This window comes from Streptomyces lienomycini (assembly GCF_027947595.1).
Classification (GTDB): Bacteria; Actinomycetota; Actinomycetes; order Streptomycetales; family Streptomycetaceae; genus Streptomyces; species Streptomyces lienomycini.
This window is the reverse complement of record NZ_CP116257.1, coordinates 4345108-4369578: the sequence shown is the minus strand read 5'-3', so window position 1 is coordinate 4369578 and position 24471 is coordinate 4345108. Positions and strand designations below refer to the sequence as shown.

Genomic DNA, 24471 nt, shown 5'->3' with positions numbered 1-24471 from the left:
CCGCGTTCGGGAGAGGTAGCACCGTGAGCCAATCGAAACTGACCGAACTCACCTGGCGGGAGGTACGCCGGGCCGGCGAGCAGGGCATCGCCCTGGTGCCCATCGGCTCGCAGGAGCAGCACGCCGGGCACCTTCCGATGGGGACCGACACCCTCCTGGTCGAGACGGCCGTGGACCGGGCGCTGGAGATCCTCGACCGGGAGACCTCCGCGCCCCAGGTGGTGCGGTTGCCGGCGCTGCCCTTCGGCCACAGCCCGCACCACCTGTTCGCGGCGGCCGTCTCGCTCTCCGCGGCCACGCTGGGCGCCGTACTGGACGACATCCTCGACTCGCTCGTCACCAGCGGGTACCGCCGCGTCATGGTCGTCAACGGCCACGGCGGCAACGACGAGATCATGCGGCTCGCCGTGAAGCGGTTCGCGCTGCGCGCCCGCGTCACCGTCGCCGCCTGCTCGTACTGGACCCTCACCGACGGCGACGGCGCGGGTGGGGAGGAGGCCGGTCGGCCGGAGGTCACCCCGGGGCACGCCGGATGGTTCGAGACGTCCCTGATGCTGGCGGCCCACCCCGCGCTGGTGCGCACCCCCGTGCCCGCCCGCACCCCCGTCGAACCACCCCCGCTGTTCGACAACCCGCCCCACCCCGGCCTGACCGTCGAACGCCACGGCGAGTGGCAGCGGGTCGGCGGCTCCACCGACGACGCCTCCGGGGCCGACGCCGACCGGGGCGGCCGGCTCCTGGAGGACCGGGCGCGAGGACTGGCCCGCGCGATCCGGGCCTTCGACACGGCGAGCCGGTCACCCCGATGATGCGAGGAGAAGCAATGAAGATCACCGACGTCGACGTGTGGGTCGTCAACCTCCCACTGGTCAACCCCTTCACGAGTTCCTTCGAGACCAAGACCGGCGAGACCCGCACCGTCGTGCGCGTGCGCACCGACGCGGGCGTCGAGGGCTGGGGCGAGACCATGTGGGGCGCGCCGGTCGCCGCGATCGTCCGCCAACTGGTCCCGGACCTGATCGGGACCAGCCCCTTCGCGCTCGAGGGCTTCCACCGCAAGCAGCACATGGTGCCGTTCTTCTACGGCTACCTCGGCTACGCGGCTCTCGCCGCCGTCGACGTCGCCTGCTGGGACGCGATGGGCAAGGCCACCGGCCAGTCCGTCACCGACCTGCTCGGCGGCGCCGTCCGCGACGAGGTCCCCATCACCGCCCTGATCACCCGGGCCGACGCGCCCGGCGCCGCACCGGCCGACCTGCCGGGGGCCATGGCGGAGCACGCCGTACGCGTCGTCGACGAGGGCGGATTCGACGCCGTCAAACTCAAGGGCACCAAGGACTGCGCGGGCGACGTCGCCGTCCTGCGCGCGGTCCGCGAGGCGCTGCCCGACGTGAACCTGCGCGTCGACCCGAACGCCGCCTGGTCCGTCCCCGACTCGGTCCGCGCCGGCATCGCGCTGGAGGAACTGGACCTGGAGTACCTGGAGGACCCCTGCGTCGGCATCGAGGGCATGGCGCAGGTCAAGGCCAAGGTACGCATCCCGCTGTGCACCAACATGTGCGTCGTCCGCTTCGAGGACTTCGCCCCGGCCATGCGGCTCAACGCGGTCGACGTCATCCACGGCGACGTCTACAAGTGGGGCGGCATCGCCGCGACCAAGGCCCTCGCCGCCCACTGCGAGACCTTCGGCCTCGGCATGAACCTGCACAGCGGCGGCGAACTCGGCATCGCCACGGCCGCGCACCTGGCCGTCGTGTCGAGCACCCCCGTCCTGTCGCGGGCCATCGACAGCATGTACTACCTGCACGCGGACGACATCATCGAGCCGCTGCACCTGGAGAACGGCCGGCTGCGGGTGCCGTCGGGCCCGGGCCTGGGCGTGAGCGTGGACGAGGACAAGCTCCGCCACTACGCCGGTGTCAACGAGCGGGACGGTGACCTGACCGGATGAGCGAGCCGACCGGCAAGCGAGCCGTGCACACACCCGGGGCTCCCCGGCCCGCTGGCGCCTACTCCCAGGGCGTGGTGGCCGGCGGGTTCCTCTTCACGGCCGGGTTCGGCCCCCAGGACCCGGTCACCGGCGCCGTACCCGAGGGCGTCGCAGCGCAGACCGCGCAGGTGCTGCGCAACGTCGGCGCGGTCCTGGCCGCGCGGGGCCTGTCCCCGCGGGACGTCGTGAAGGTCACGGCACACCTGCAGCACCTCGAGCGGGACTTCGCCGCGTACGACGCGGCCTACCGCGCGTTCTTCGAGGAACCCTGCCCGGTGCGCACCACCGTCGGCTCCGACCTGATGGACATCCTCGTGGAGATCGACGTGGTGGCCCTCCTGCCCGGCCCGGACCTGCCCGGGTGACCCCCTCTGCCCGCCGGCCGCGCCCGGGCCGGCGGGCACCCCGCGCACCCCCGGCGACCGGCCGGAACCCGCGGACGTACGCTGACCAGCACCGCTCGACACTGCCCGGGAGACGAACACCATGCCCCTGCTGGAGCCCAAGCCGGAATCCCTGCGTCCCACGGCGGTCCGCGCCGCGGCGGCCGACCGGGTCGCCGACGGCCGGGCCACGGGCACCCCCGAAGCGCTGCGCGCCGAGCTGACCGCCCTGCTGGGCCCGGACAAGGTCCTGTGGAAGATCTCCGACCTGGTGAAGTACGCCTCCGACGCCAGCCCCTACCGCTTCGTCCCCCAGGTCGTCGTCCTCCCCGAGGACATCGACGAGGTCTCCGCGGTCATGGCCTACGCCCGCGCGGGCGGCCGCAACGTCGTCTTCCGCGCCGCCGGCACCAGCCTCAACGGCCAGGCCCAGGGCGAGGACATCCTCGTCGACGTGCGCCGCCACTTCACCGGCATCGAGGTCCTGGACGACGGCGCGCGGGCCCGCATCCGGCCCGGCACCACGGTCATGCGGGCCAACGCCACGCTCGCCCGGTACGGCAGGATCCTGGGCCCCGACCCGGCCAGCGCCATCGCCTGCACCGTCGGCGGAGTCGTCGCCAACAACGCCTCCGGGATGACCGCGGGCACCACCCGCAACTCGTACCGCACCCTGGCCTCGCTGACCTTCGTGCTGCCCGGCGGCACCGTCGTCGACACCGCCGACCCGCACGCGGACGAGACACTGGCGCGGACCGAGCCGGAGCTGTGCGAGGGGCTGCTCGCGCTCAAGGCGGAGATCGAGGCGGACCCGGCGCTCACCGCCCGGATCCGCGCCAAGTACGAGATCAAGAACACCAACGGCTACCGGCTGGACGCCTTCCTGGACGGTGCCACGCCCGTGCAGATCCTGCGCGGGCTGATGGTCGGCTCCGAGGGGACCTTCGGGTTCATCTCCGATGTCGTCTTCGACACCCTGCCGCTGGACCGCAAGGTCTCCAGCGGTCTGCTCTTCTTCCCCTCGCTGACCGCCGCCGCCGCGGCCGTGCCCCTGTTCAACGAGGCCGGAGCCCTCGCAGTCGAGCTGATGGACGGCAACACGCTGCGCGCCTCGGTGAGCGTGGCGGGCGTGCCGGCCGACTGGGCCGACCTGCCGCGGGAGACCGCGGCGCTGCTGGTGGAGTTCCGGGCGCCCGACGAGGCGGGCCAGGAAGCCTTCGAGCGAGCGGCGGCCCGGGTCGTCGAGCGGCTCGAACTGGTCGCCCCGGTCGCCTCGGTGACCAACGGGTTCACCCGCGAGGCCAAGGTGATCTCGGGATACTGGAAGGCCCGCAAGGCCTTCGTCACGGCCGTCGGGGGCTCCCGTCCGGCGGGCACCACCCTGATCACGGAGGACTTCGCGGTCCCGCCGTCCAGGCTCGCCGACGCCTGCGAGGAACTCCTCGGACTCCAGGCGGAGCACGGTTTCGACGCCGCCGTCGCCGGTCACGCCGCCCACGGCAACCTGCACTTCCTGCTCGCCTTCGACGCGGCCAAGACCTCCGACGTCGACCGGTACGCGGCGTTCATGGACGACTTCTGCCGCATGACCGTGGAGCGGTTCGACGGATCCCTGAAGGCGGAGCACGCCACCGGGCGCAACATCGCCCCCTTCCTGGAGCTGGAATGGGGCCCCAGGGCGACCGAGCTGATGTGGCGCGTCAAACAGGTCATCGACCCCGACGGCGTACTGGCCCCGCGGGTCGTCCTCGACCGCGACCCCAGGGCCCATCTGCGCGGACTGAAGACGATCCCCGGGATCGAACCGGTCGCCGACCCCTGCATCGAGTGCGGCTTCTGCGAACCCACCTGCCCCAGCCAGGATCTGACGACCACCCCGCGCCAGCGCATCGTGCTGCGCCGGGAGATGCTGCGGCAGCCCGCCGGTTCGCCCGTGGAGGAACAGCTCCTGGCCTCCTACGGCTACGACGCCGTCGACACCTGCGCGGGCGACTCCACCTGCGCGATCGCCTGTCCGGTCGGCATCGACACCGGCGCCATGATGAAGGACTTCCGCCACCGCAGGCACTCGCCGCGCGAGGAGCGGATCGCCGCGCTCACCGCGAAGCGCTTTCGGGCCGTTGAGGCGTCGGCACGCCTCGCGGTCGGCGCGGCGGACAGGATCGGCGACCGGCTGCTCACCGCCGCCACCGGCCTCGCCCGCAAGGCCGTACGACCCGACCTGATGCCCGAGTGGCTGCCGGAACTGCCGGGCGCCGCCGCCCGCACCGTGCCGCCCACCTCCCGGGCGGGAGCGAGCGCCGTCTACTACCCGGCCTGCGTCAACCGGATCTTCGCCGGACCCGAGAGCGACGCCACCCCCTCGCTCCAGCAGGCCGTGGTCGACGTCTCCGCCCGCGCCGGCCGGCCGGTCTGGATCCCCGACGACGTCGCGGGCACCTGCTGCTCGACGATCTGGCACTCCAAGGGCTACGAGGACGGCAACACCGTGATGGCCAACCGTGTCGTCGAGGCCGCCTGGGCCTGGACCGACGGCGGACGGCTCCCGCTGGTCGTCGACGCCTCGTCCTGCACGCTCGGCATCCAGCACGAGGTCGTCCCCTACCTCACCGACGCCAACCGGCAACTGCACGAGCACCTCGACGTGGTCGACTCCGTCGTCTGGGCCGCCGAGGAACTCCTGCCCCGGCTGACGGTCCTCCGTACGGCCGGCTCGGCGGTGCTGCACCCGACGTGCTCGATGCACCACCTGGGCGACGTCGACCGGCTCCGCGAGGTCGCCGGGGCCGTCGCCGACGAGGTCGTCGTCCCCGACGACGCCGGATGCTGCGCCTTCGCCGGGGACCGGGGCATGCTGCACAAGGAGCTGACGGCGTCGGCGACGGCCAAGGAGGCCGCGGAAGTGACCTCGCGCGCGTACGACGCCCACCTGTCAGCCAACCGCATGTGCGAGATCGGCATGGACCGTGCGACCGGCCGTGCGTACTACTCGGTCCTGATCGAACTGGACCGGGCGACCCGGCCCTGACCCGGGCGGCGGCCGCGCCGACGGACAGACCCTGGATCGAATATGAGTTCGGTTGATGGTGTGGCCGCCGGCGTGCGCGTTCAGCCATTCGGGTCCATCCTGGTAGCCGGGCCACGAAGCCCACAGACCGACCCACCGGGAGGTCCTGTGATTCTGCTCGCGCTGCTCCTACCGGTCGTGATGATGGCCTTCCTCTTCGCCGCGGACGCGCTCGAAGACCTGATCTTCCCGCCCCCGGCCGCTCCCGACGAGGAAACCCCGGGCGCCGACGTCGCACGTACGACCTCTCCCTGACGGGCGCCCGGGGTGCGGGGCCTGGCCCCTCAGCCGTCGCTCGTGGTCACCGTCACCTTGTCGACCAGCAGTTGCTGGGGGAAGGCGGTGGAGCCGTCCGGGTCGCCCGGCCAGTAGCCGCCGACCGCGAGGTTCAGGATGAGGAAGAACGGCTTGTCGAAGACCCACTCGTTGCCGTTCAGGTCGGCCGGCGTGCGGGTCTGGTAGACGTTGCCGTCGACCGACCAGGTGATGCTGTCCGGTGCCCAGTCCACGGCGAAGGTGTGGAAGGCGTCCGCGAACGCCTCGCCGTTCGGCAGCGTGTAGCCCGCGCCGATGCCGCCCGAGCCCGAGTAGCCGGGGCCGTGGAGGGTGCCGTGGACCGTCGAGGGCTCGAAGCCGACGTTCTCCATGACGTCGATCTCGCCCGAGCCGGGCCAGCCGACCTGGCCGATGTCCTGGCCGAGCATCCAGAACGCGGGCCAGATGCCCTGCCCGCGCGGGATCTTCATCCGGGCCTCGACGTGGCCGTAGGCCGCGGTGAACCTGCCCGAGGTGTTCAGCCGCGCGGAGGTGTACTCGCACGTGCCGTACCAGCACCGGTAGTCGCCCGGGTTCTCGCGGCGGGCCTCGATCACCAGGTTGCCCCGGCCGTCGAGCTTCGCGTTGTCGGTGCCGGACGTGTAGTACTGCCGCTCGTGGTTGTCGACGTTGTCACCGGTTTCGAGCTGCCACTTGGCGGCGTCGACGCCGGAGCCCGCGGGGCCGTCGAAGGTGTCGGAGAACGTCACCGCCGCGGCGGACTCCGGCCGGTGCTCCGCCCGGGCGGGGGCCACCGCGGCGGCCGCGACGAGGGCGGCGGACAGGGTGGCGAGAAGGCAACTGCGCAGCAGTCGTGGGGAGGCCATGTCTCTCCCTTTCATGGGCCCGCTCCCACGGTGGGGAGCGGGCGCCGGGGTGGGGGGAAGGTGCTGCTGTCCTGGCGCGGGTGGGGCCGGCCGGGTCAGTCGAAGGACTCGAACGTGATCGCCGCGTCCTCGGGGTCGCCGTCGTGCACCAGCGACTCGTGGTTGCCGACGTCGTCGAAGGCGAAGGCGTACGCCCGGCCGTCCCGCATCTGCCCGTGGACGAGGCGGGCGTAGTGGTTGGTGACGTCGTCCTGGTAGAAGCCGGAGTCGCCGGCGTCGGGCTGCTCGGGGTTGGTGAGCAGCGTGGAGCGGTTGTACGCGGCGCACAGGGTGCGCGAAATGGGCCCGCGCACCTGGTCGTTGGGGGCGTCGAGCTTGTTGTAGCAGCCGAAGACCGAGTCGGAGTCCGGCTTCTCGAAGGAGGTCACCACCGCGCCGCTGCCGTCGGTGAAGTCCATCCTGTCGCCGTTGACCCTGCCGAAGAACTTCGTGTCCGGCTGCTCCTTGAACGGTGTCACCATCAGCGTCTCGGAGGCGTACTTGCCCCAGACGCGGTCGATGTAGTCGTCCAGCACGCCGGCGGGCAGGTCTCCGGAGCCGACGCCGTGCCCGGGAGCCAGGACGCGCAGCGGCGAGCCGTCGCCCCGGGTCTGGACCAGTCCTTCCCAGCCGCCGCCCTGCTGGGTGAGCCCGTCGGCGACCGCCTTGTACCCGTCGGGCTTCAGCGAACCGGTCTGCTTCGTGGAGCCGTCGCCCGCGGTCAGACCGACGGAGTAGGGGGCCGAGAACATGTCCACCTGGGTGGAGTTGATCCACAGCCCGGAGTCGTTGAGCGTGTACTCGGTCCAGTTGAACAGCGTGTCGTGGTTGGGGTCGTCGGCGTTCTGGACGGCGGGCTGCACGAGGCCGCCGTCGGCGAGCCGGAAGTCGAGCTTCCCGCCGTACGAGAAGTAGACCCGGCCGGAGAACTTCGGAAGCCGAACGGTCTTTGACCCGCCGTTTGCGGGGCCGGCGAACGAGGCGTCGGGCGCCGGGACGGGCGGGGCGCCACCGGCCGGCCAGGCGTGGAAGGCGCCGCTCTCGTCGGCGTACCCCTGCCGCCCCGAGGCGAGTTCGGTGCCGATCACGTAGACGTAGACCTGTTCGGCGCTGCCCGAGTCGTTCCTCAGGGTGAGCGGGATGGTGTCCGGTACCGCCGACGCCGGTTCGGCCGGTCCGACGACGACGGCCACGGCGCCGATCGACGCCGCGACGGCCAGGGACGCCGTCAGCTTGCGTGGGGAAAGCACACGGTCCTCCTTGGTGTGGGGGACTTGCAGCGTTGTAGCCTTCCCTGTGCATGTCAACTAGTTGAACGGGATCAATCGGAAGCGGGCGCTCCAGGTTCGGAAGGTGAAGCGGGCGGTGCCCTCGCGCACTCAGGGCGCCACGGACCAGCGGGGCGGCACACCGGTGAGCCGGCAGACCAGGAAGTACAGCGGGATGGGCGCGGTGTAGGGCGAGTCGCCGTCGGGACCGTGGACCAGGCGCGGACCGGGCGGCCGGTCGGCGGGCCGCGGCCGCGTCCACGACGGGTCGCCGACGGCGTAGTGGACGCCGGGCGGCCAGGTCAGCCCGACGTCGGATCCGGCGGGGACGATCCACCACCAGCGTTCCTCGTCGGCGAACACGCAGCCCGCACGGGGCAGACGGGCCAGTATGCGTTCACCGTGTTCCGCGCGGATCCCCACGGCGTCGTGGCCGAGACCGGCGCGCAGACCGGCGGGCAGGGGAAGCGGGGCCGGGCCCGGGGGCGCCGGCGGGGCGGGCGGACGGCGCCGGACGGACACGAGCGGCCCCGTGGGCCGGCCGCGGACGGACGTGGATCAGGGGCGGGCGGCAGGTCCATGGGGGGTGTCCTTCGGCCGGGCGGGAAGCGGCCGGACCGGGCGGAGGAGAACGTTGTCGTGCGGGACCGTCCCGTGGGGTGGGGGAGGTGTCTCCAGCAGGACGGGCCTGGTCGTCGGCCGAGGGGGCAGGGGGCGGTGGAACCACTGTGTCATCCGTCAACAACCCTGCGCAACCGTCAAGTTGAAAATTGCAGCCACCTGGAGGCATGCTCCTCCGGCAGGACGGCTCACATGACAGACTTGCGTGTTCGGACCCGGACGCGGGACGGCGAAGGGGAGACGGTGTGACCGCGGAGACCGACTGGGGCGGTGCCCCCTCCGTGCTGCGGATGATCCTCGGCAGGCAGCTGGAGGAGTTGCGCACCCGCGCCGGTCTCTCGTTCGAGCAGGCCGCCGAGGCCATCGGGGTGAGCCACTCCACGATCCGCCGCCTCGAGGCCGCCAAGGTGGCCCGGCTGCGGCTGCCGGACGTGGAGAAACTCCTCCAGGTCTACGGCGTCCGCGACCAGCAGGAGATCGACACCTTCCTGAAGTCGGCCCGCGAGGCGAACAAACGGGGATGGTGGCACACCTACCGCGACGTCATGCCGGACTGGTTCGCCGCGTACCTGAGCCTGGAGCAGGCGGCCCTGCACATCCGTGCCTACGAGTCCGGGTTCGTGCACGGCCTGCTGCAGACCCCGGCCTACGCGCGGGCCCTGCTGGGCGCGGGCAACCCGCACGCCTCCTCCGTCGCCACCGAGCGGCGGGTGGCCCTGCGCATGCGGCGCCAGGAGATCCTCACCCGCCCCTTGCCGCCCCGCCTGTGGGTCGTGATGGACGAAACGGTCCTGCGCTGGCCCGTCGGCGGTGCCGACGTGATGCGGCAGCAGGTGGACCATCTGATCGAGGTGGGCCGGCTGCCCCACGTGACGCTCCAGATCATGCCGTTCACCTCCGGCCCGCACCCCGCCCTGCGCGCCGGCGCCTTCGACCTCTTCCGCTTCCGGGCCCCCGAACTCCCCGACATCGTCTACCTCGGTGGACTCGTGGGCGCCGTCTACCTGGACAAGGCCGACGACGTGGTCGTCTACCGCGAGGCGCTGGACCGGCTCGGCGCCCAGGCCGTCCCGGCCCGGGGCACCGAGGAAGTCCTCGGCGCGCTGCGCAAGGAACTGTGAGGCCCCCCCACAAGCCCAGTACCGCACGACCCGACGGAGAGGGGCGAACGTTGTCCGACAGCGGATGGCCGGCCGACCGAATCGACACCGAGCACGCGCACTCGGCGCGGATCTACGACTACATCCTGGGAGGGAAGGACTACTACCCCGCCGACCGGGAGGCGGGCGACGCGATGGCCAAGGAATGGCCCGCCCTGCCCGTCCACATGCGTGCCAACCGGGACTGGATGAACCGCGCGGTGCGCTGGCTGGCCGAGGAGGCCGGTCTGCGCCAGTTCCTCGACATCGGCACCGGCATCCCCACCTCGCCCAACCTGCACGAGATCGCGCAGTCGGTGGCCCCCGAGGCGCGGGTGGTCTACGTCGACAACGACCCGATCGTCCTCACCCTGTCCCAGGGCCTGCTGTCCAGCACCCCCGAGGGCCGCACGACGTACATCGAGGCGGACTTCCAGCGCCCCGAAGCCGTCCTCGAGTCCGACGAGTTCCGCAGGACACTGGACCTGACCAGGCCGGTCGCCCTCACCGTGATCGCGATCGTCCACTTCGTCCTGGACGAGGACGACGCGGTCGGCATCGTCCGCCGCCTCATGGAACCCCTGCCCTCGGGGAGTTACCTGGCCATGACCATCGGCACCGCGGAGTTCGCCCCCGAAGAGGTGGGCCGGGTCGCACGCGAGTACGCGGCCCGCGACATGCCGATGCGGCTGCGGACCATCGACGAGGCCCACGAGTTCTTCGAGGGGCTGGACCTGACCGGGCCGGGCATCGTCCAGGTCCACAAGTGGCGCCCGGACGACAGGGGCGAACAGGGCGTCCGCGACGAGGACATCGCGATGTACGGGGCGGTGGCCCGCAAGCCGTGACCGCCCGCGCGGACGGGGCCGGCCGCCGGATCAGATGACGCGGAACAGATCGGCGGCGGCGTGCACGTCGGTGAAGTCCTCGACGGACCGGAGGTTGTCGCACAGGGCCTCGAGGACCGAACCGGCCGCCGCGACGCGCGGGGCGCCGATCCCCACGCCGAAGACCCGGAAGCCCAGTCGGCGTTTGGCGTCGTTCCAGTCGCGCATCCACTCCGGCGTGACGCCGCAGTCGTCGTCGGTGAGCATCACGATGTCGCCGCGGGTGCGGGCGCTGTCGTTGAACTCCTCCTCGAGCAGTTCGCTCGCCGCCGACAGCGGCCGCTGGTAGCTGGTGCCGCCCCCGAGGAAGGTCTCCGCGAAGTCGACGGTGCGGGCCGGGTCCGCGGGCCGGTCCGCCGGGAAGCGGAAGACCCGGAGCCTGTCGGCGGCGGAGAACAGGATGCCGACGAAGTCACGCCCCGCATGGCGGGCCTGGTCCAGCAGTGCCAGCGCGCACGCCTTCGCCCACGCCTCCCGGGTGATGCCGCCGGGCCCCGCCTCGTACATGGAGTGCGAGGTGTCCACGCAGGCGATGACGGCGCCCCGGCCCGTGGTGTGCTCTCCCCGTCTGTCGTAGAGCATCAGCTCCCCGGCCGCGTAGCGGGCGGCGAACACCGCACGCAGTTCGGGCAGTCCGAGAAGGGCCAGCTCGGACGGGACGACACGGGAGAGGTCGTCGCCGAGTGTGACCCCGATCAGCTCCCCGGTGGCGTTCTCCACCTTGCGGGCGCGCTCGCCCTCGGCCATCTGCCGGAAGCGGCCGATCAGTTCGGCCCATTGGGCGAGCCGGCCGCCGCGCAACCGCTCGGCCAGCCGGGCGCGTTCGTCGAACGCCATCCGCTCCAGCTCGCCGGAGCCGACGCCCCAGGCCCGCATCAGCGCGGATTCCTCTCCCGCGGCCGCCGTCGACCTCACCAGCGCGCCCCGGGCGGCTCCGGCGCCGGGGACCGCGGCCGCGAGGGCCTGACGGGCCTGCGAAACCGCCTGTTCGGTCGCGGGCCGAACGCTCGCGTCCGTCCGTCGTACGGCGTCGGCGGCCGGTCCCGGCACGGTGCCGTCCTCGCCCGCCTCCCCGGCGGCCTCCCGGAGCGTCTCGGCGACGGCGTCCGCCGCGTCCTCGGCGCTCCGCCGCGCTCGCTCGGCCCGCTCGTCCCGGTCCCGGGCGGGCCGGGTGTCGTCCAGCATCCGACGCAGCGTGCTGCCCTGGGCGAGCACGGCCACGGCGGCGGCGTACGCGTCGCCGGCCGTCTCCCGGTGCAACTCGGCGAAGTGCGGCGACTGAAGCAGCGCGCCGACGACGCGGTGGTTGACCAGCCGGGAGGGGTCCATCCCGGCGGCCTCGCGCAGGCGCGGGCGGACCTTGTAGGCGGCCAGGAAGACGTCGGTGAGGAGGTCGGCGGTGTGCTCGTGGAGCCCGGCCAGTTCCTCCGCCAGTTCGCGCAGGGCGGGCGACTGCTCATAGGTGTCGCGCCAGGTGAGCCGGTCGAGACGGTCCGCGACCAGGGCCCCGGTGTGCCGTGCGGCAGGGGCCGCCGTCGGCGCCGGCCACTGCCCGGCCCGCTCCGGCGGCTCGTCGGGCCGCGTCGGTGCCCCGCCCATGGTCACGCGCCGAGTGCCGTCCGTGTGCCTGCCGACGTCGTCGTCCGTACTGCTGCCCATACTGCTGTCCGTGTCCGTGTCCGTGTCCGGGCCGGCGGGCCCGGTCCGCCCCCTGCTCAGAGCTGCGCCCGTACGGTGCTCGCGTCCACGCCGAGGGCCTCGGTGAGCACCCGGGCGCGGACGGCGCGCTGGCGCCCGGTGACCCGGTCGATCGCGGCCGTGGAGCGCCCGGCGCCCGCCGCCTCCGCACGCAGCCTCTCCAGCCGCTTGCCCGCCATGGCCAGCCGGTTGTGGGCCTTCTTGATCACCCACTCGCTCAGCGCCTCGCGGGACTGCCCGGCCATCGCGTCGAGCTGCGTCTCCAGTTCCTCGATGGTGTCGGCTAGGTCGAGGGCCTCCTTGGCGTCCGGGTTGACCAGTTGCAGCACCTCGCGTTCGACGGTGGGGCGCTGGGCGGGGGAGTTCCACAGCACATGGGTCAGCACCGACAGATCGCCGTCGGCGACCACGGAGCGCCCGTCGAGGTAGGCGGACGCCTGGAGCAGCCCCACCGCCTGCCGCCAGCGGCGGTCGGAGGCGATCAGTTCCCTGCGGCGCAACGCGGCCCGCAGCGTGCACACCGCGTCCACGATTGCGTCGGGCACGTCCACGGCGGGAACGGCCTCGGTCACCGCCTGCCGCAGCGCGGACAGTTCCACGGTGGTGCGCGCCGGTGCCGCCGGGCGGCCGACGGCGGAGCGGACCAGCGCGGCGAAGTTCGAGGGATCCTCCAGGTACGTGACCTCGATCCGGACCAGCAGCCGGTCGTAGATCGCGGCGGAGTCCTCGCCCTCGGGCAGTTCGTTGCTCGCCGTGATGGCGCCGATGAGGGGGCAGTGGACGGGTGCGCCGCCGCTCTCGGGGTGGTAGATCCGTTCGTTGAGGTAACCCAGCGTCTCGTTCAGTGCCGCCGTGGAACACTTGAAGATCTCGTCGATGAACGCGACGTGCGCGGTCGTGGCGCGACCGTCGTAGACCTGCCGGTACTCGCCGCGGGCCAGCGCGGCGACGTCGATGGGACCGAACATCCTCGTCGGCGCGGTGAACTTCGACAGCAGGATCTCCCAGTAGGACGCCCCCACGATCCTGCCGGTGAGTTCCCGGGCCATCTCGGACTTCGCCGTTCCCGGCGGCCCGAGCACCAGCGAGTGCTGACCGGCCAGCAGGGTCACCACCAGCGTCCGCACTACGTCGGCCCGTTCGTAGAAGCGGTCCGACAACTCGCCGACGATCGCCCGGAGCCGCTCGGCCGTGTCCTGGGCGGCCGATGCCCTCTGCGGGTCCTGTGGGCCCATGGCCGACTCCTCCTGTGACGTCCGGGTGGGCTGGCGGGTCGAGCCTATCCCGCACAAACGTCCGGGCCCGTCGCGTCGCCCGGTCCGGCACCTCGGCCCACGTCGGGGTGCCGCCATCGACCAGACTGTCCGCCATGAACCACGACTTCCCGCCGCCGGCCCGCGCCGTGTCGGCCGTGACCGCCTCCGTACTGGCGGCCTGCTGCCTCGCCGCGTGCTCCGGGGGCGGCGACGAGACCCCGGCGTCCCTCCGCGTCAACCAGGTCGGCTACGTGGCCGGTGAGAAGAAGTTCGCCTACGTCATGGGGGACGGGGACCGGCTGGCCGACGCCGGTTTCGAGGTCGTGGACGAGCGGGGGAAGCCGGCCGGGCACGGCAGCCTGGGGCCGTCTCTCGGCGGCTGGAACACCACGTACGACGACGTGCGCGCGATCGACCTCTCGTCGTTCGACCGCACGGGCACCTACCGGCTGCGGCTCGTCGGTGCGGACGCCGGCCCGTCGGTACGCTTCCGCGTGGCACCGGCACGGCAGTTGCTGGACCCGCTGCGCGCGGACACCGTGCGCTTCTTCGGCACCCAGCGGGACGGCGAGGACGTACTGGGCGACGCGACCGGGCGGGTGGCCTCGCACCTGACCGACGAGGAGGCCCGCGTCTACGAGGCACCGCAGGCCGGCTCGTCCGACGGGAAGGCCGCGCACCCGGCGCTGTCCGCGGTCGGCGGCCCGGTGGACGTGTCGGGCGGGTGGTTCGACGCCGGCGACTTCCTGAAGTTCACGCACACCACCTCCTACGTGGTCGCGCAGATGCTGAGCACCGTCCGTGACACACCGTCGGTGCCCGGGCTGCGGGAGGAGGCCGGGCACGGTCTGCGCTGGCTGGACAAGATGTGGGACGGGGCGACGGGCACCCTCTACGCGCAGGTCGGGCTCGGGTCCGGCGACAAGGACGTCCGCGGGGACCACGACGTGTGGCGGCTGCCCGAGGAGGACGACCACCTCACCGTGAAGCCGGGGGACTCCGACTACCTGATCAAGTACCGGCCGGTCTTCCGCGCCAACCGGCCGGGTGAGCCCCTCAGCCCCAACCTCGCGGGCCGGGTGAGCGCGGCCTTCGCCCTCGCCGCGCAGACCGAGGCGGCGGAGCACCCGGCACAGGCCCGCGCCTGGCTGGACAAGGCGGCCGCCGTCTACGCGGGGGCGGACACCCGGCCGGCGAAGGGGGACCTGGTCACCACCACGCCCGCGGACTACTACCAGGAGGACACCTGGCGCGACGACATGGAGTGGGCGGCCGTGGAACTCGCGCGCGGCGCGGACGCGTTGGGCGACGCGCGCGGCTCGGGGTGGGGCGACGAGGCGCTCTCCTGGGCCCGTGCGGCCCTGCGCGACGAGCACCCCGGCACACTGGGACCCGCCGACGTCAGCGCCCTGGCCCACGCCGACGTGCTCTCCTCCGCGAATCCCGACGACGCCCTCGCGGCCGACCTCGGGGCCGAGCTGAGGCGGCAGGTGGAGACGGGGCGCGGGCGAGCGGCCGAGGACCCGTTCCGGTCAGGCGTCGTACCCAGTGACTTCGACGCGGTGCCGAACACCTTCGGCCTGCTCGCGACCGCCGAACTGTACGCCCGCGCCACGGGCGACCACCGGTACGACGACTTCGCCGCCCAGCAACTGGCCTGGGTCTTCGGGGCCAACGCCTGGGGCACCAGCTTCGTCGTGGGCGCGGGCGACGTCTACCCGCACTGTCCCCAGCACCAGGTCGCCAACCTGGCCATGAGCCACACCGGCCGCGGCGACATCCTGCGCGGCGCCGTCGTCAACGGGCCGAACGACGCGGGCCTGCTGAAGGACGGGGAGGAGTTCGAGGGGGCCCGGCCGTGCTCCTTCGCACCGGACGACGGGTCGTGGTCGCGGTTCGACGGTCACGGCGCCGGATACGTCGACGACGTCCGCGCCTGGCAGACGGTGGAACCGGCCGACGACTTCGGCTCGACCGCCCTGTACGCGCTCTCCCTCGCCGTCGCGCGCTCCTGACGCACTCCGGGAACGGGTCAGGAACCGGTCGGCCAGGTACGCAGGAGGGCGTCGAGCGCGTTGAGGATCTCCGTCCAGCTCTCCTGCGAAGCGGGGGCACTGTGGCTGAAGCCCCCCGCGCCCTCCAGGTCGGTGAATCCGCTGAAGACGCTGCCGAGCAGCCGTACGGCATGGGTCTGATGCGGTTCGGCCAGGTCGTAGCCGCGCAGGATCGCCCGCGACATCTGGGCGTGCCGTACGCCCGCGCCGGAGGCCGCCGTCTCGGTGTCGAGGGGGAACCGGGTGGCGGCGAAGCGGCCCGGATGCTCGAGGGCGTAGTCGCGGTACGCGTTGGCGAAAGCGACCAGCGCGTCCTTGCCCGCTCGGCCGGCCACCGCCTCGGAGACCCGGTCGGCCAGCTCCTCCAGCGCGAACAGCGCGATCCCGGTCTTCAGCTCGTGGGCGTTGTTCACGTGCGAGTACAGGCTCGCCGTCCGGACGCCGAAGCGCCGGGCCAGCTCCGTCGGCGTGGTGTGCTCGAAGCCGATCTCGTCGGCCGCCTCCGCACCGGCCCTGATCAGGCCCTCGGTCGTCAGTCCTACCCGAGCCACACCCGTCCTCCGCATCGCGTCCCCGACAGCCGTGGACGATTATGAGCGTGCCTAACAGGATTAGGCAAGCGGTGTCCGCCCGGTCAGCCGTGCGCCGCGGTACGCAGGGTTGCCCGGTACTCCCGCGCCGTGTCCAGCAGGGCGTTGAGCTGCGCCATGCGTTCCAGCGCGGCGTCGGAATCGTCCTCGCTGGGCGAGGCGACGCCTACCCGCCGTACCAGCACGCGGCCTGACGGCGGCACGGCGCCCGGTTTGCTGCGGGAGAGCGCGGATCGGGCGATTCGGGTCGGGGCGGCATGCCGTTAGCATGTTCGAACTCGTGACGATCCGCACGAGCGACCTCTATGTCCGATCCCTAGCAAACGGGCCAAACAATTGAAAACCATACCTACACGAATATCCTCGCGACGAGACCGCGACTCCCCGCCCGCCGCGTGGCCTCGGCCGAGGGCCGTGCTGTGGACCGCGGCGGGTGTGGTGACCCTCGGTTTCCTCGTCGCGCTGGAATTCGCCGCGCGCCACTACGGTGTGCGGGGTCCGATCACCAACCAGGCCCGGGAGGTGGTCTTCGCACCCGACTCGGGGCCGTTGCTGTACGCCGGGCTGGCCCTGACGATGGTGGTCCTCACCTGGCGCCGGCGCCTCCTCGCGGCGGGTGCCGCGATCGGCATCGACCTCCTGTTCTGGCTGGTGCGCTGGGCGGTCGGCGCCGACATGAACTTCGGCAACGGCGCGCTCTGGGTCGTCCTGGGCTGTGCGGTCGTCGCCGTGACACGCCGTACCGGGGGTGAGCGTGCCCTGCTGCTGAAGGGTGCCGGGCTGGGCCTGCTGCTGGTGGCCGGGCACAAGACGGGCGACACCTGGCTGCTCATCACCTCGGAGACCCGCACGGCGGTGCTCGACCCGTACGTCGCCACCGCCGACCAGGCGCTGGGGAACCCCTCGTGGGTCTTCGGCCGGCTCGTCGACGCCACCGAACCGGTCGGCGGCCACGTCCTCCACCTCGTCTACGGCCAGCTCCCCCTGGCCGCGGCCCTGGTCGGGCTGTACCAGCTGCGCCACGTGGCCGCCGAGCGGCGTTTCCCGAGCCACCACCTCGTGCGCACCTTCCTGGTCATCGGCCTGCTCGGGCCCGCGATCTACATGGTCTTCCCGGTCGTCGGACCGGTCTTCGCCTACGGGGCCGACGGCGGACAGTGGGCGGTGGGCCACCTGTGGCCGGACACGCTGCCGCCGTCCGTGGCCCCGCACTCGATGCCGTTCGACGAGATCACGCCGCGCAACTGCATGCCCAGCCTGCACACGGCGTGGGCCACCACGCTCTTCGTCCACTCCCGCAGGGGGTCGCGGGCCATGCGGTTCGCGGGCACGTTCTGGCTGGTCGCCACCCTCACCGCGACTCTCGGCTTCGGCTACCACTACGGCGCCGACCTCCTCGCCGGTGTGGTCTTCGCGCTCACCGTCGAGACCGCGATGCGCGCCTTCTCGCGGGGCTGGGACCGCGCGGGCGCCCGGCTGGTCGCCTACGGCGCGACGGTGTTCGCCGTGCTGCTGGTGTCGTACCGCTACCTGGCGGTGGAGATGGCCGAGCACCCGTGGGCCGCCGGACCCCTGCTCGTCCTGGCGACGGCCTCGGTGGTCGTCGGCTACGTGCGGACCACCAGGCTCTGGGAGCCGGAGCCCGCCGCACCCACGGGCCAACCGGAACCGCCGCGCCCCGCGGAACAGCAGCCGGAACTGGTCTGAGCCACCGCGGGGCCCCCGGGCGCGGGCGCGGGTCTACTTGAAGTAGTGCCCCTGTTCGAGATCCTCGACGAGCCCGGGCCGGACGGGTTCCCACCCCAGGAGCTCGCGGGTGAGCGCGCTGGAAGCCGCCCGGTTGGACGCCAGCGGCCCCGCCAGCCAGGTGAAGTGGGCGCCCGCGTCGGCGGCCGGGACCGACACCACCGGCAGGTTCAACTGCCGGCCGATCACCTCGGCGATGTCCCGGACGGGCAGGCCCTCCTCGGCGACGGCGTGCAGCGTGGAGCCCGCGGGTGCCTGCTCCAGCGCGAGACGGAACAGGCGCGCGGAGTCCAGGCGGTGCGCGGCGGACCAGCGGTTGCTCCCGTCTCCGACGTAGCCCGAGACGCCCCGGTCGCGGGCGATCCCGATGAGGGCCGTCACGAACCCGTTGTCCCCCTCGCCGTGGTTGGTCGGGGCCAGCCGCACCACGGAGGAGCGGACACCGCGGGCCGCGAGGGAGAGGGTCAGCTCGGCGGTGGCGGCCCTGATGTGCTGAGCGTCGCCCCGGGCGGCGGCGGCGAGGTCCGGGTCGTGGCCGTCGCGCTCCGTCGCCACGTGCCCGGGGATCGCGGGGGTCCCGGACGCGATGGTGAACGGCCGGTCGGAGCCCGCGAGCGCCTCGCCGATCACCTCGACGGCACGCCGGTCGGCCTCGCCCGCCCCCTTGAAGTCGCCCGAGAAGGCGATGTCGTGCTTGAAGGCCAGGTGGACGACCCCGTCCGCACCGGCGGCGGCGCCCGCCAGGACGTCCAGGTCGTCGAGGGTGCCGCGGACCACTTCGGCCCCGGCCGCGGTGAGCGCGTCGGACGAGGCGTCCGAACGGGCGAGCCCCACGACCCGGTGGCCTGCGCCGATCAGCTCGGGAACGACGGCCGAGCCGATCCAGCCGGAGGCGCCGGTGACGAAAACACGCATGAGAATCCTCCAGGTATGTCCATATATGTTCATGTGCGGCGACTGCCCGTCGTGCGGGGTACCGGCACCGGAACGATGCGCGATGACAGTCGCTGACATCGACGGTAACATGCGATGTCAGTCACTGTCATCGTGGTCTCGCGGTCACGGTCGCGGCCAGGTGCCGGGGCGCATCAGCCGCAGATCCTCGCCCCAGGCGTCCAGCGTCCGACCGTGACCGGCCTCGCGGGCCACGGCCTCGACCCGGCCGAACAGCTCCCGCCGCACGTCCACCTCACCGGTCGCGGTGACCCTTTCGAGGGTGGCCAGCAGCGCGCGCGTGTCCCATCCCGGGAGCGGGAACCGCTCCAGCTCCCACGCCAGGTACTTGTTGTACGGGCGTGGCCGACGATCGAGGGCGAACAGCAGCTCCAGCAGGAAGCCCACGCCGTCCCCGGTGTCGAGGCGGGCGGCGAGCGGATGCCCGTCCCGGGTGTTCTTGAGCGACCGGTAGTGCGCGTTCGCGTAGGCGTCCAGCCGGGCGGCCGCCACCCGCCGGGCCTCCACGGCACCGAGCCGCCCCTTGGCGGCCACCATCCGCGCGATCCGTCCGTCGAGCCGGTCCAGCAGGACCCGGCCCCGGGCGATCGCGTAACGCTCGAAGCCGTCGAGCCGGTGGAACTCCGCCACCGTCACGACGACGAGATCGAGTGCGGCCGAGCGGAGGCCGTCGAGGCCGGTGAGAGAGCTGTCCGCGTCGTCGGCGGGCACGACGTACAGGTCGTGGTCCGAGTGGCGGGTGACGGTGCCGTCGTGGGCGTGGGAGCCCTTGAGGACGAGCCCGACGACGTCGGGATCGGCGACGGCGCGGGCGAGGAACGTCTCATAGGTGACCGGCTGCTGTGCGGACACGTGCGGACCTCCGGACTGCCTGACGGGGAACACGACGAGGCGCCCTCGAAGCCCGGTCGGCACGAGGGCGGTCACTCCGTCCGCGGCGGCCTCGGCCGCCGCCCGGCAGATCAACGCACGCCCCGGACACTACCGGCCGGCGCCCGCCGACCGCGACGGAATTGATCCGGGACCGGAGGCGGGCACCGGCACGTGGAAGGCACGACGGACGTCCTCCGCACCGAGGGTGGACGGCACTCGCGCGGCCCTCCCGGCGGCGGCAGCCGCAGAAGCTCCACCTCCTGTGCCACTCCGTGAAGGAAGCCGGGTCCGGGGCCGTCGAGCTCCGGGGCCGGGGCAGTTGCCGCGCGCGGCCGCGCCGGCCGGCTCCTTCGCCGCCGGCGTAGTGCCGGGCGCACCAGCAGTCGCTGAAGGAACCCGCCGCTCACTTCGACGAGCGGGTCCCCGGACTCCACCGGCCCCTGCGCGACTCCTTCCTGCTCAGCCGGGGCGCCGGCGACGGCCGGGGCTCACGAGCGCCGGGGGTCCGGGCTGCCGTCAGGCCTTGTCCTGCATGGACCCGCGGGCCGGGTTGGCCTGCTCGTCGGCCTTGAAGTCCTTCTCACCGGACTTCGCCCGCACACCGCGGGCGATGCGCTCACCGATGGTCCTGTCGATGTTCGACCAGTACTCGAAGGCACGCCGCAGTACGGGTTCCGTCACCTCGTTGAGGAGGTGGTCGACCACGTTGTCGACGAGCCGGTCGCGAGCGGCGTCGTCCATGACCTCGCGCACCAGGGTGCCCGGCTGACTCCAGTCGTCGTCCTCGGCATGGCTGACGTACGCGGCACGGGTGATGGCCCCGTCCGTCTCCCAGCCGGGCGGCGTGCCGAACCGCTCGGTGTCGGCGGCCGGACCGCCCTTGGAGTTCGGTGCGTAGACCGGGTCGGTCGTCTTCCGGTAGGCCATCGCACCGTCCTTGGAGTAGGTGCGGACGTCGACGACCGGGGCGTTCACGGGCAGCTGCTGGTAGTTCGCGCCGATCCGGTAGCGGTGGGCGTCGGCGTACGAGAAGAGCCGGGCCAGCAGCATGCGGTCCGGGCTCGGGCCGATGCCGGGCACCAGGTTGTTGGGCTGGAAGGCCGCCTGCTCGATCTCCGCGTGGTTGTCCGTCGGGTTCCGGTCCAGTGTCATGCGGCCGACCGGAATGAGGGGGTAGTCGCCGTGCGGCCACACCTTCGTCAGGTCGAACGGGTTGAACCGGTAGCCCGCCGCCTCCTCGTACGGCATGACCTGCACGTGCAGCGTCCAGCTCGGGTAGTCGCCGTCACGGATGTGCTCGAAGAGGTCCCGCGTGTGGTAGTCGGTGTCGGCCGCCGCCATCTGGTCGCCCTCGTGCTGCGTGAAGCACTCGATGCCCTGGTCCGTCTTGAAGTGGTACTTCACCCAGAACCGTTCGCCGGCCGCGTTGATCCACATGTAGGTGTGGGAGGTGTAGCCGTTCATGTGGCGCCAGGACCGCGGGATGCCGCGGTCTCCCATGAGCCAGGTGACCTGGTGCGCGGACTCCGGCGAGAGGGTCCAGAAGTCCCACTGCATGTCGTGGTCGCGCAGGTTGCTGTCCGCCCGGCGCTTCTGCGACCGGATGAAGTGCTGGAACTTCATCGGGTCCTTGACGAAGAACACCGGCGTGTTGTTGCCGACCATGTCGTAGTTGCCCTGGCTGGTGTAGAACTTCACCGCGAAACCGCGGGGGTCGCGCCAGGTGTCCGGGCTGCCGCGCTCGCCCGCGACGGTCGAGAAGCGCGTCACCAGCTCGGTGCGGGTGCCCGGCTGGAAGACGGCCGCCTTGGTGTAGGCGCTCACGTCGTGCGTCACCTCGAAGTGCCCGAAGGCGCCGCTGCCCTTCGCGTGCGGCTGGCGCTCGGGGATGCGCTCCCGGTTGAACTGCGCCATCTGTTCGATGAGGTAGGCGTCCTGGAGGAGGACCGGTCCTCCCGGGCCCGCGGTGAGCGAGTGTTCGTCGCTCTCCGCGGGCGCGCCGGAGTCCGAGGTGGTGGCAGGCGGGGTGTCCGTCATGAAACTGCTGCCTTTCGTCGTGGAATGGCTGACGTCCGGGGGCCGCGCGGCGCGCACACGGGTACGGGCCCCGCTCCGCCCTCCCCGGCGAAGGAGCCCCACCGACGCCCGAGCCGTGCCCGGGGCCCCGGTCCACGCGGCCCGTGCGGGGCGTGTGCGCCGTGCCGCGTCCCGGTGTCGGGACGCCCCGTGTACTCGCCCATCCGTCCAGGACCCTTCGCGGTGCCGTCGTCCGTATCAGTCTCCGTCGCCGACCGGCCCCCGCAAGCGGAGCGGGTGCGGCGGTGACGCTGACGGGGGCGCGCGCTCCGCGGCCGCGCGGGCAGGGCCGCCCGGCCGTCCGCCACGTCCCCCCGTCGCCGACGACGGTGAGAAACTGCTCCCCGTCAGGGAGCCGCCCGGCCCCGCTACCCACCGGAGACCCCACATGAACCACGTCGCCGACCCCCACCGCTACGACGGTGCCATGCACTACCGCCGCACCGGACGCTCCGGCCTCGACCTGCCCGCGCTGTCCCTGGGCTACTGGCACAACTTCGGTGACGACAAGCCCTTCGAGACCCAGCGGCAGATCGCCCTGCGCGCCTTCGACCTGGGCATCACCCATCACGACCTCGCCAACAACTACGGCCCGCCCTACGGATCCGCCGAGATCAACTTCGGCCGGATCATGCGGCAGGACCTGGCGCCGTACCGCGACGAACTGGTCGTTTCCACCAAGGCCGGATGGGACATGTGGCCCGGCCCCTACGGTCAGGGCGGCGGCTCCCGCAAGTACGTGCTCGCCTCCCTCGACCAGTCCCTCACGCGCACGGGCCTGGACTACGTGGACATCTTCTACTCCCACCGGCTGGACGCCTCCACCCCGCTGGAGGAGACCATGACCGCGCTGGACACGGCGGTGCGGCAGGGCAAGGCCCTCTACGTCGGCATCTCCTCCTACGACGCCGAACGCTCCCGGCAGGCCGCCGCGATCCTCCGCGACCTGGGCACGCCGCTGCTCATCCACCAGCCCTCGTACAACATGCTCAACCGGTGGATCGAGACCGAGGGACTGCTCGACGCGGCCGCCGACGAGGGCTTCGGCGTCATCGGGTTCACCGCACTCGCCCAGGGGCTGCTCACCGGCCGCTACCTCGACGGCGTCCCCGAGGGGTCCCGCGCCACCCAGGGCAAGTCCTTCGCGACCGACTGGCTGACCGAGGACACCGTCCGGAGACTGCGCGCCCTCAACGACATCGCCGCCCGCCGGGGCCAGAGCCTGGCGCAGATGGCACTCGCCTGGGCGCTGCGCGACCCGCGCGTCACCTCTCTGGTGATCGGCGCGTCCCGCCCCGGGCAACTGGAGGAGAACGTGGCCGCCCTGGAGAACCTGTCCTTCGGCGACGACGAACTCGCCGAGATCGACAAGTACGCCGTCGTCGACGGCGACGTCGACCTGTGGCGGCAGGCCCGCACCGGCGGCCTCGGCTGAGGCGCCGAGGCCGCGGACGGCGGTCAGGACAGGGGCTCGCCGGTGACACGGAGCGTCCGGGGCGGCTCGCCGGCCGGCTCCGGCAGCCGCAGGGGACCGAGCCCCGGCGTGAGGGTGCCCAGCAGCGCCGCCCGGCGCGCGCCCGTCCCGGAACGGATCGCACCCGGCAGACCGTTGACGGTCAGGAAACCCAGCAGGGCGAAGGCCAGCGCCTCCTTGGCGTCCGACGGCAGCCCGAGCGCGTCGCTCGTGTCGAGGGGCACCCCGGGCAGCTCCTCGGCGAGCATGCGCATCAGTACGGGGTTGTGCGCGCCGCCGCCGGACACGACGAGCCGCGTGACACCGTGCGCGCGGCAGGCGTCGGCCACCGTGACGGCGGTGAGCCGGGCCAGCGTCGCCAGGACGTCGTCGGCTTCCTCGACCGGCGCCGCCGCGAGCGCCTCCAGCAGGTACGGCAGGTGGAACCGCTCCTTGCCGGTGCTCTTCGGAGCCGGCCTGCCGTAGTAGGGGTCGTCCAGCAGCACCCGCAGCAGCGCCGGATCGACCCGCCCCGCCCCGGCCCGGCGACCGCCCTCGTCGTACGCGCACGCGCCGCCGGTGAAGTGCCGTACGGCGGCGTCCAGCAGGGCGTTGGCGGGCCCGGTGTCGAAGGCCAGCGGCTCGGCGCCGGGCGCGACGACGGTGACGTTGGCGATCCCGCCCAGATTGAGGGCGGCGGGGGTCCCGGGCAGCGCGGCCATGGCCAGCACGTCGGTCATGGCCACCAGCGGCGCACCCTGACCGCCGGCCGCGACGTCCCGGCTGCGCAGGTCGGAGACGACGGGCAGCCCGGTCGCCTCGGCGATCCAGGCGGGCTGGCCGAGCTGGAGGGTGCCGCGCACGGCGCCGTCCTCGACCCAGTGGTACACGGTCTGCCCGTGGGAGACCACCAGGTCGGCCGTGCCCCCGCACAGCTCGCGCACGGCCCGTACGGCCACGTCGGCGAACGCCTGCCCGATGCCGGTGTCCAGTTCGGCGACCGTCCGCACCGTCGTGGCCGACGGAGGCAGGCTGGTCGCGATCAGGTCGCGCAGCCGGTCGGGATACGGGGCGGAGAGATGGCCGAGCGGGCGCATCTCCAGGGTGTCGCCCCGGAGTTCCAGGTCCGCGGCGGCCGCCTCGATGGCGTCGTAGGACGTGCCTGACATCAGGCCGATCACACGCACGATGTTCTCCTGCGAGAGGGTGGGGGCGAGCCGGACGGGCACGTAGCC

General features: G+C 72.6%; 20 protein-coding genes and 1 pseudogene. 10 read left to right on the top strand and 11 right to left on the bottom strand.

The window, feature by feature from the left end; all coding sequences use genetic code 11:
• The first annotated feature begins 23 nt into the window (after positions 1–23).
• From BJ961_RS19740 to BJ961_RS19720, 5 genes are all read left to right on the top strand, one after another.
• Positions 24–809, top strand: a complete 786-nt coding sequence (locus BJ961_RS19740; protein ID WP_271414111.1) for a creatininase family protein — start codon at positions 24–26, stop codon at positions 807–809.
• Positions 810–823: 14 nt separating this feature from the next.
• Positions 824–1951, top strand: a complete 1128-nt coding sequence (locus BJ961_RS19735; protein ID WP_271414110.1) for a mandelate racemase/muconate lactonizing enzyme family protein — start codon at positions 824–826, stop codon at positions 1949–1951.
• A complete protein-coding gene (locus BJ961_RS19730) occupies positions 1948–2355 on the top strand; it encodes a RidA family protein (protein ID WP_271414109.1) in 408 nt (135 codons plus the stop codon). The genes BJ961_RS19735 and BJ961_RS19730 overlap by 4 nt, the downstream gene beginning before the upstream one ends.
• Before the next feature lie 121 nt (positions 2356–2476).
• Positions 2477–5401 (top strand): FAD-binding and (Fe-S)-binding domain-containing protein, encoded by a 2925-nt coding sequence (locus tag BJ961_RS19725; protein WP_271414108.1) that lies wholly within the window; start codon positions 2477–2479, stop codon positions 5399–5401.
• A gap of 147 nt (positions 5402–5548) precedes the next feature.
• The gene (locus tag BJ961_RS19720) at positions 5549–5695 is read left to right on the top strand and encodes a hypothetical protein (RefSeq protein ID WP_271414107.1); all 147 of its coding nucleotides are present in this window, start codon (positions 5549–5551) and stop codon (positions 5693–5695) included.
• Positions 5696–5730: 35 nt separating this feature from the next.
• Here BJ961_RS19720 and BJ961_RS19715 read toward each other — a convergent pair.
• From BJ961_RS19715 to BJ961_RS19705, 3 genes and pseudogenes are all read right to left on the bottom strand, one after another.
• Positions 5731–6582: pseudogene (locus tag BJ961_RS19715) on the bottom strand (glycoside hydrolase family 16 protein); the annotation flags it as partial.
• A gap of 95 nt (positions 6583–6677) precedes the next feature.
• Positions 6678–7871 carry a glycoside hydrolase family 64 protein gene (locus BJ961_RS19710; protein WP_271414105.1) on the bottom strand — a complete coding sequence of 398 codons (1194 nt, stop codon included), beginning with the start codon at positions 7869–7871 and terminating at the stop codon, positions 6678–6680.
• A 129-nt stretch (positions 7872–8000) separates the two neighbouring features.
• Positions 8001–8411, bottom strand: a complete 411-nt coding sequence (locus tag BJ961_RS19705) for a hypothetical protein (protein WP_271414104.1) — start codon at positions 8409–8411, stop codon at positions 8001–8003.
• A gap of 344 nt (positions 8412–8755) precedes the next feature.
• Between BJ961_RS19705 and BJ961_RS19700 the strand changes: the two genes are divergently transcribed.
• A complete protein-coding gene (locus BJ961_RS19700; RefSeq protein WP_271414103.1) occupies positions 8756–9631 on the top strand; it encodes a helix-turn-helix domain-containing protein in 876 nt (291 codons plus the stop codon).
• A 50-nt stretch (positions 9632–9681) separates the two neighbouring features.
• Positions 9682–10497, top strand: coding sequence for an SAM-dependent methyltransferase (locus BJ961_RS19695; RefSeq protein WP_271414102.1), 816 nt, complete (start codon positions 9682–9684; stop codon positions 10495–10497).
• A gap of 30 nt (positions 10498–10527) precedes the next feature.
• On the opposite strand, the gene BJ961_RS19690 is transcribed toward BJ961_RS19695, so the two are convergent.
• Together BJ961_RS19690 and BJ961_RS19685 are read right to left on the bottom strand one after the other, a co-directional pair.
• The gene (locus tag BJ961_RS19690; protein WP_271417101.1) at positions 10528–12135 is read right to left on the bottom strand and encodes a vWA domain-containing protein; all 1608 of its coding nucleotides are present in this window, start codon (positions 12133–12135) and stop codon (positions 10528–10530) included.
• Between the two features lie 116 nt (positions 12136–12251).
• The gene (locus BJ961_RS19685; RefSeq protein ID WP_271414101.1) at positions 12252–13469 is read right to left on the bottom strand and encodes an AAA family ATPase; all 1218 of its coding nucleotides are present in this window, start codon (positions 13467–13469) and stop codon (positions 12252–12254) included.
• A gap of 134 nt (positions 13470–13603) precedes the next feature.
• Between BJ961_RS19685 and BJ961_RS19680 the strand changes: the two genes are divergently transcribed.
• The gene (locus BJ961_RS19680; protein WP_271414100.1) at positions 13604–15505 is read left to right on the top strand and encodes a glycoside hydrolase family 9 protein; all 1902 of its coding nucleotides are present in this window, start codon (positions 13604–13606) and stop codon (positions 15503–15505) included.
• A 17-nt stretch (positions 15506–15522) separates the two neighbouring features.
• Here the strand turns inward: BJ961_RS19680 and BJ961_RS19675 are convergent, their stop codons facing one another.
• Positions 15523–16095, bottom strand: coding sequence for a TetR/AcrR family transcriptional regulator (locus BJ961_RS19675; RefSeq protein WP_271414099.1), 573 nt, complete (start codon positions 16093–16095; stop codon positions 15523–15525).
• Between the two features lie 83 nt (positions 16096–16178).
• A complete protein-coding gene (locus BJ961_RS19670) occupies positions 16179–16337 on the bottom strand; it encodes a hypothetical protein (protein ID WP_271414098.1) in 159 nt (52 codons plus the stop codon).
• Between the two features lie 211 nt (positions 16338–16548).
• On the opposite strand from BJ961_RS19670, the gene BJ961_RS19665 reads away from it, so the two are divergent.
• A complete protein-coding gene (locus tag BJ961_RS19665) occupies positions 16549–17841 on the top strand; it encodes a phosphatase PAP2 family protein (protein WP_271414097.1) in 1293 nt (430 codons plus the stop codon).
• A 33-nt stretch (positions 17842–17874) separates the two neighbouring features.
• Here the strand turns inward: BJ961_RS19665 and BJ961_RS19660 are convergent, their stop codons facing one another.
• The 3 genes from BJ961_RS19660 to BJ961_RS19650 all read right to left on the bottom strand — a co-directional run bounded on the left by BJ961_RS19660 (position 17875) and on the right by BJ961_RS19650 (position 21744).
• Complete coding sequence (locus BJ961_RS19660; protein ID WP_271414096.1) at positions 17875–18795, bottom strand: SDR family oxidoreductase; 921 nt, start codon at positions 18793–18795, stop codon at positions 17875–17877.
• 144 nt (positions 18796–18939) lie between these two features.
• Entirely contained in the window at positions 18940–19686 is a 747-nt protein-coding gene (locus BJ961_RS19655) for a hypothetical protein (protein WP_271414095.1), read from the bottom strand.
• A 537-nt stretch (positions 19687–20223) separates the two neighbouring features.
• Positions 20224–21744 carry a catalase gene (locus BJ961_RS19650; protein WP_271414094.1) on the bottom strand — a complete coding sequence of 507 codons (1521 nt, stop codon included), beginning with the start codon at positions 21742–21744 and terminating at the stop codon, positions 20224–20226.
• A 427-nt stretch (positions 21745–22171) separates the two neighbouring features.
• Between BJ961_RS19650 and mgrA the strand changes: the two genes are divergently transcribed.
• Positions 22172–23218: an L-glyceraldehyde 3-phosphate reductase gene (gene mgrA, locus BJ961_RS19645; RefSeq protein ID WP_271414093.1), complete on the top strand. Its 1047-nt coding sequence runs from the start codon at positions 22172–22174 to the stop codon at positions 23216–23218.
• Positions 23219–23241: 23 nt separating this feature from the next.
• Here the strand turns inward: mgrA and BJ961_RS19640 are convergent, their stop codons facing one another.
• Complete coding sequence (locus BJ961_RS19640; RefSeq protein WP_271414092.1) at positions 23242–24423, bottom strand: anhydro-N-acetylmuramic acid kinase; 1182 nt, start codon at positions 24421–24423, stop codon at positions 23242–23244.
• Positions 24424–24471 lie beyond the last annotated feature (48 nt).

Excerpts from the sequence above, each read along its gene's own strand:
- BJ961_RS19725 (WP_271414108.1), top strand. The coding sequence starts at position 2,477 with ATGCCCCTGCTGGAGCCCAAGCCGGAATCCCTGCGTCCCACGGCGGTC.
- BJ961_RS19685 (WP_271414101.1), bottom strand. The coding sequence starts at position 13,469 with ATGGGCCCACAGGACCCGCAGAGGGCATCGGCCGCCCAGGACACGGCC.
- BJ961_RS19680 (WP_271414100.1), top strand. The coding sequence starts at position 13,604 with ATGAACCACGACTTCCCGCCGCCGGCCCGCGCCGTGTCGGCCGTGACC.
- BJ961_RS19660 (WP_271414096.1), bottom strand. The coding sequence starts at position 18,795 with ATGCGTGTTTTCGTCACCGGCGCCTCCGGCTGGATCGGCTCGGCCGTC.
- BJ961_RS19650 (WP_271414094.1), bottom strand. The coding sequence starts at position 21,744 with ATGACGGACACCCCGCCTGCCACCACCTCGGACTCCGGCGCGCCCGCG.
- mgrA (WP_271414093.1), top strand. The coding sequence starts at position 22,172 with ATGAACCACGTCGCCGACCCCCACCGCTACGACGGTGCCATGCACTAC.
- BJ961_RS19690 (WP_271417101.1), bottom strand. The coding sequence starts at position 12,135 with ATGGGCGGGGCACCGACGCGGCCCGACGAGCCGCCGGAGCGGGCCGGG.
- BJ961_RS19735 (WP_271414110.1), top strand. The coding sequence starts at position 824 with ATGAAGATCACCGACGTCGACGTGTGGGTCGTCAACCTCCCACTGGTC.
- BJ961_RS19730 (WP_271414109.1), top strand. The coding sequence starts at position 1,948 with ATGAGCGAGCCGACCGGCAAGCGAGCCGTGCACACACCCGGGGCTCCC.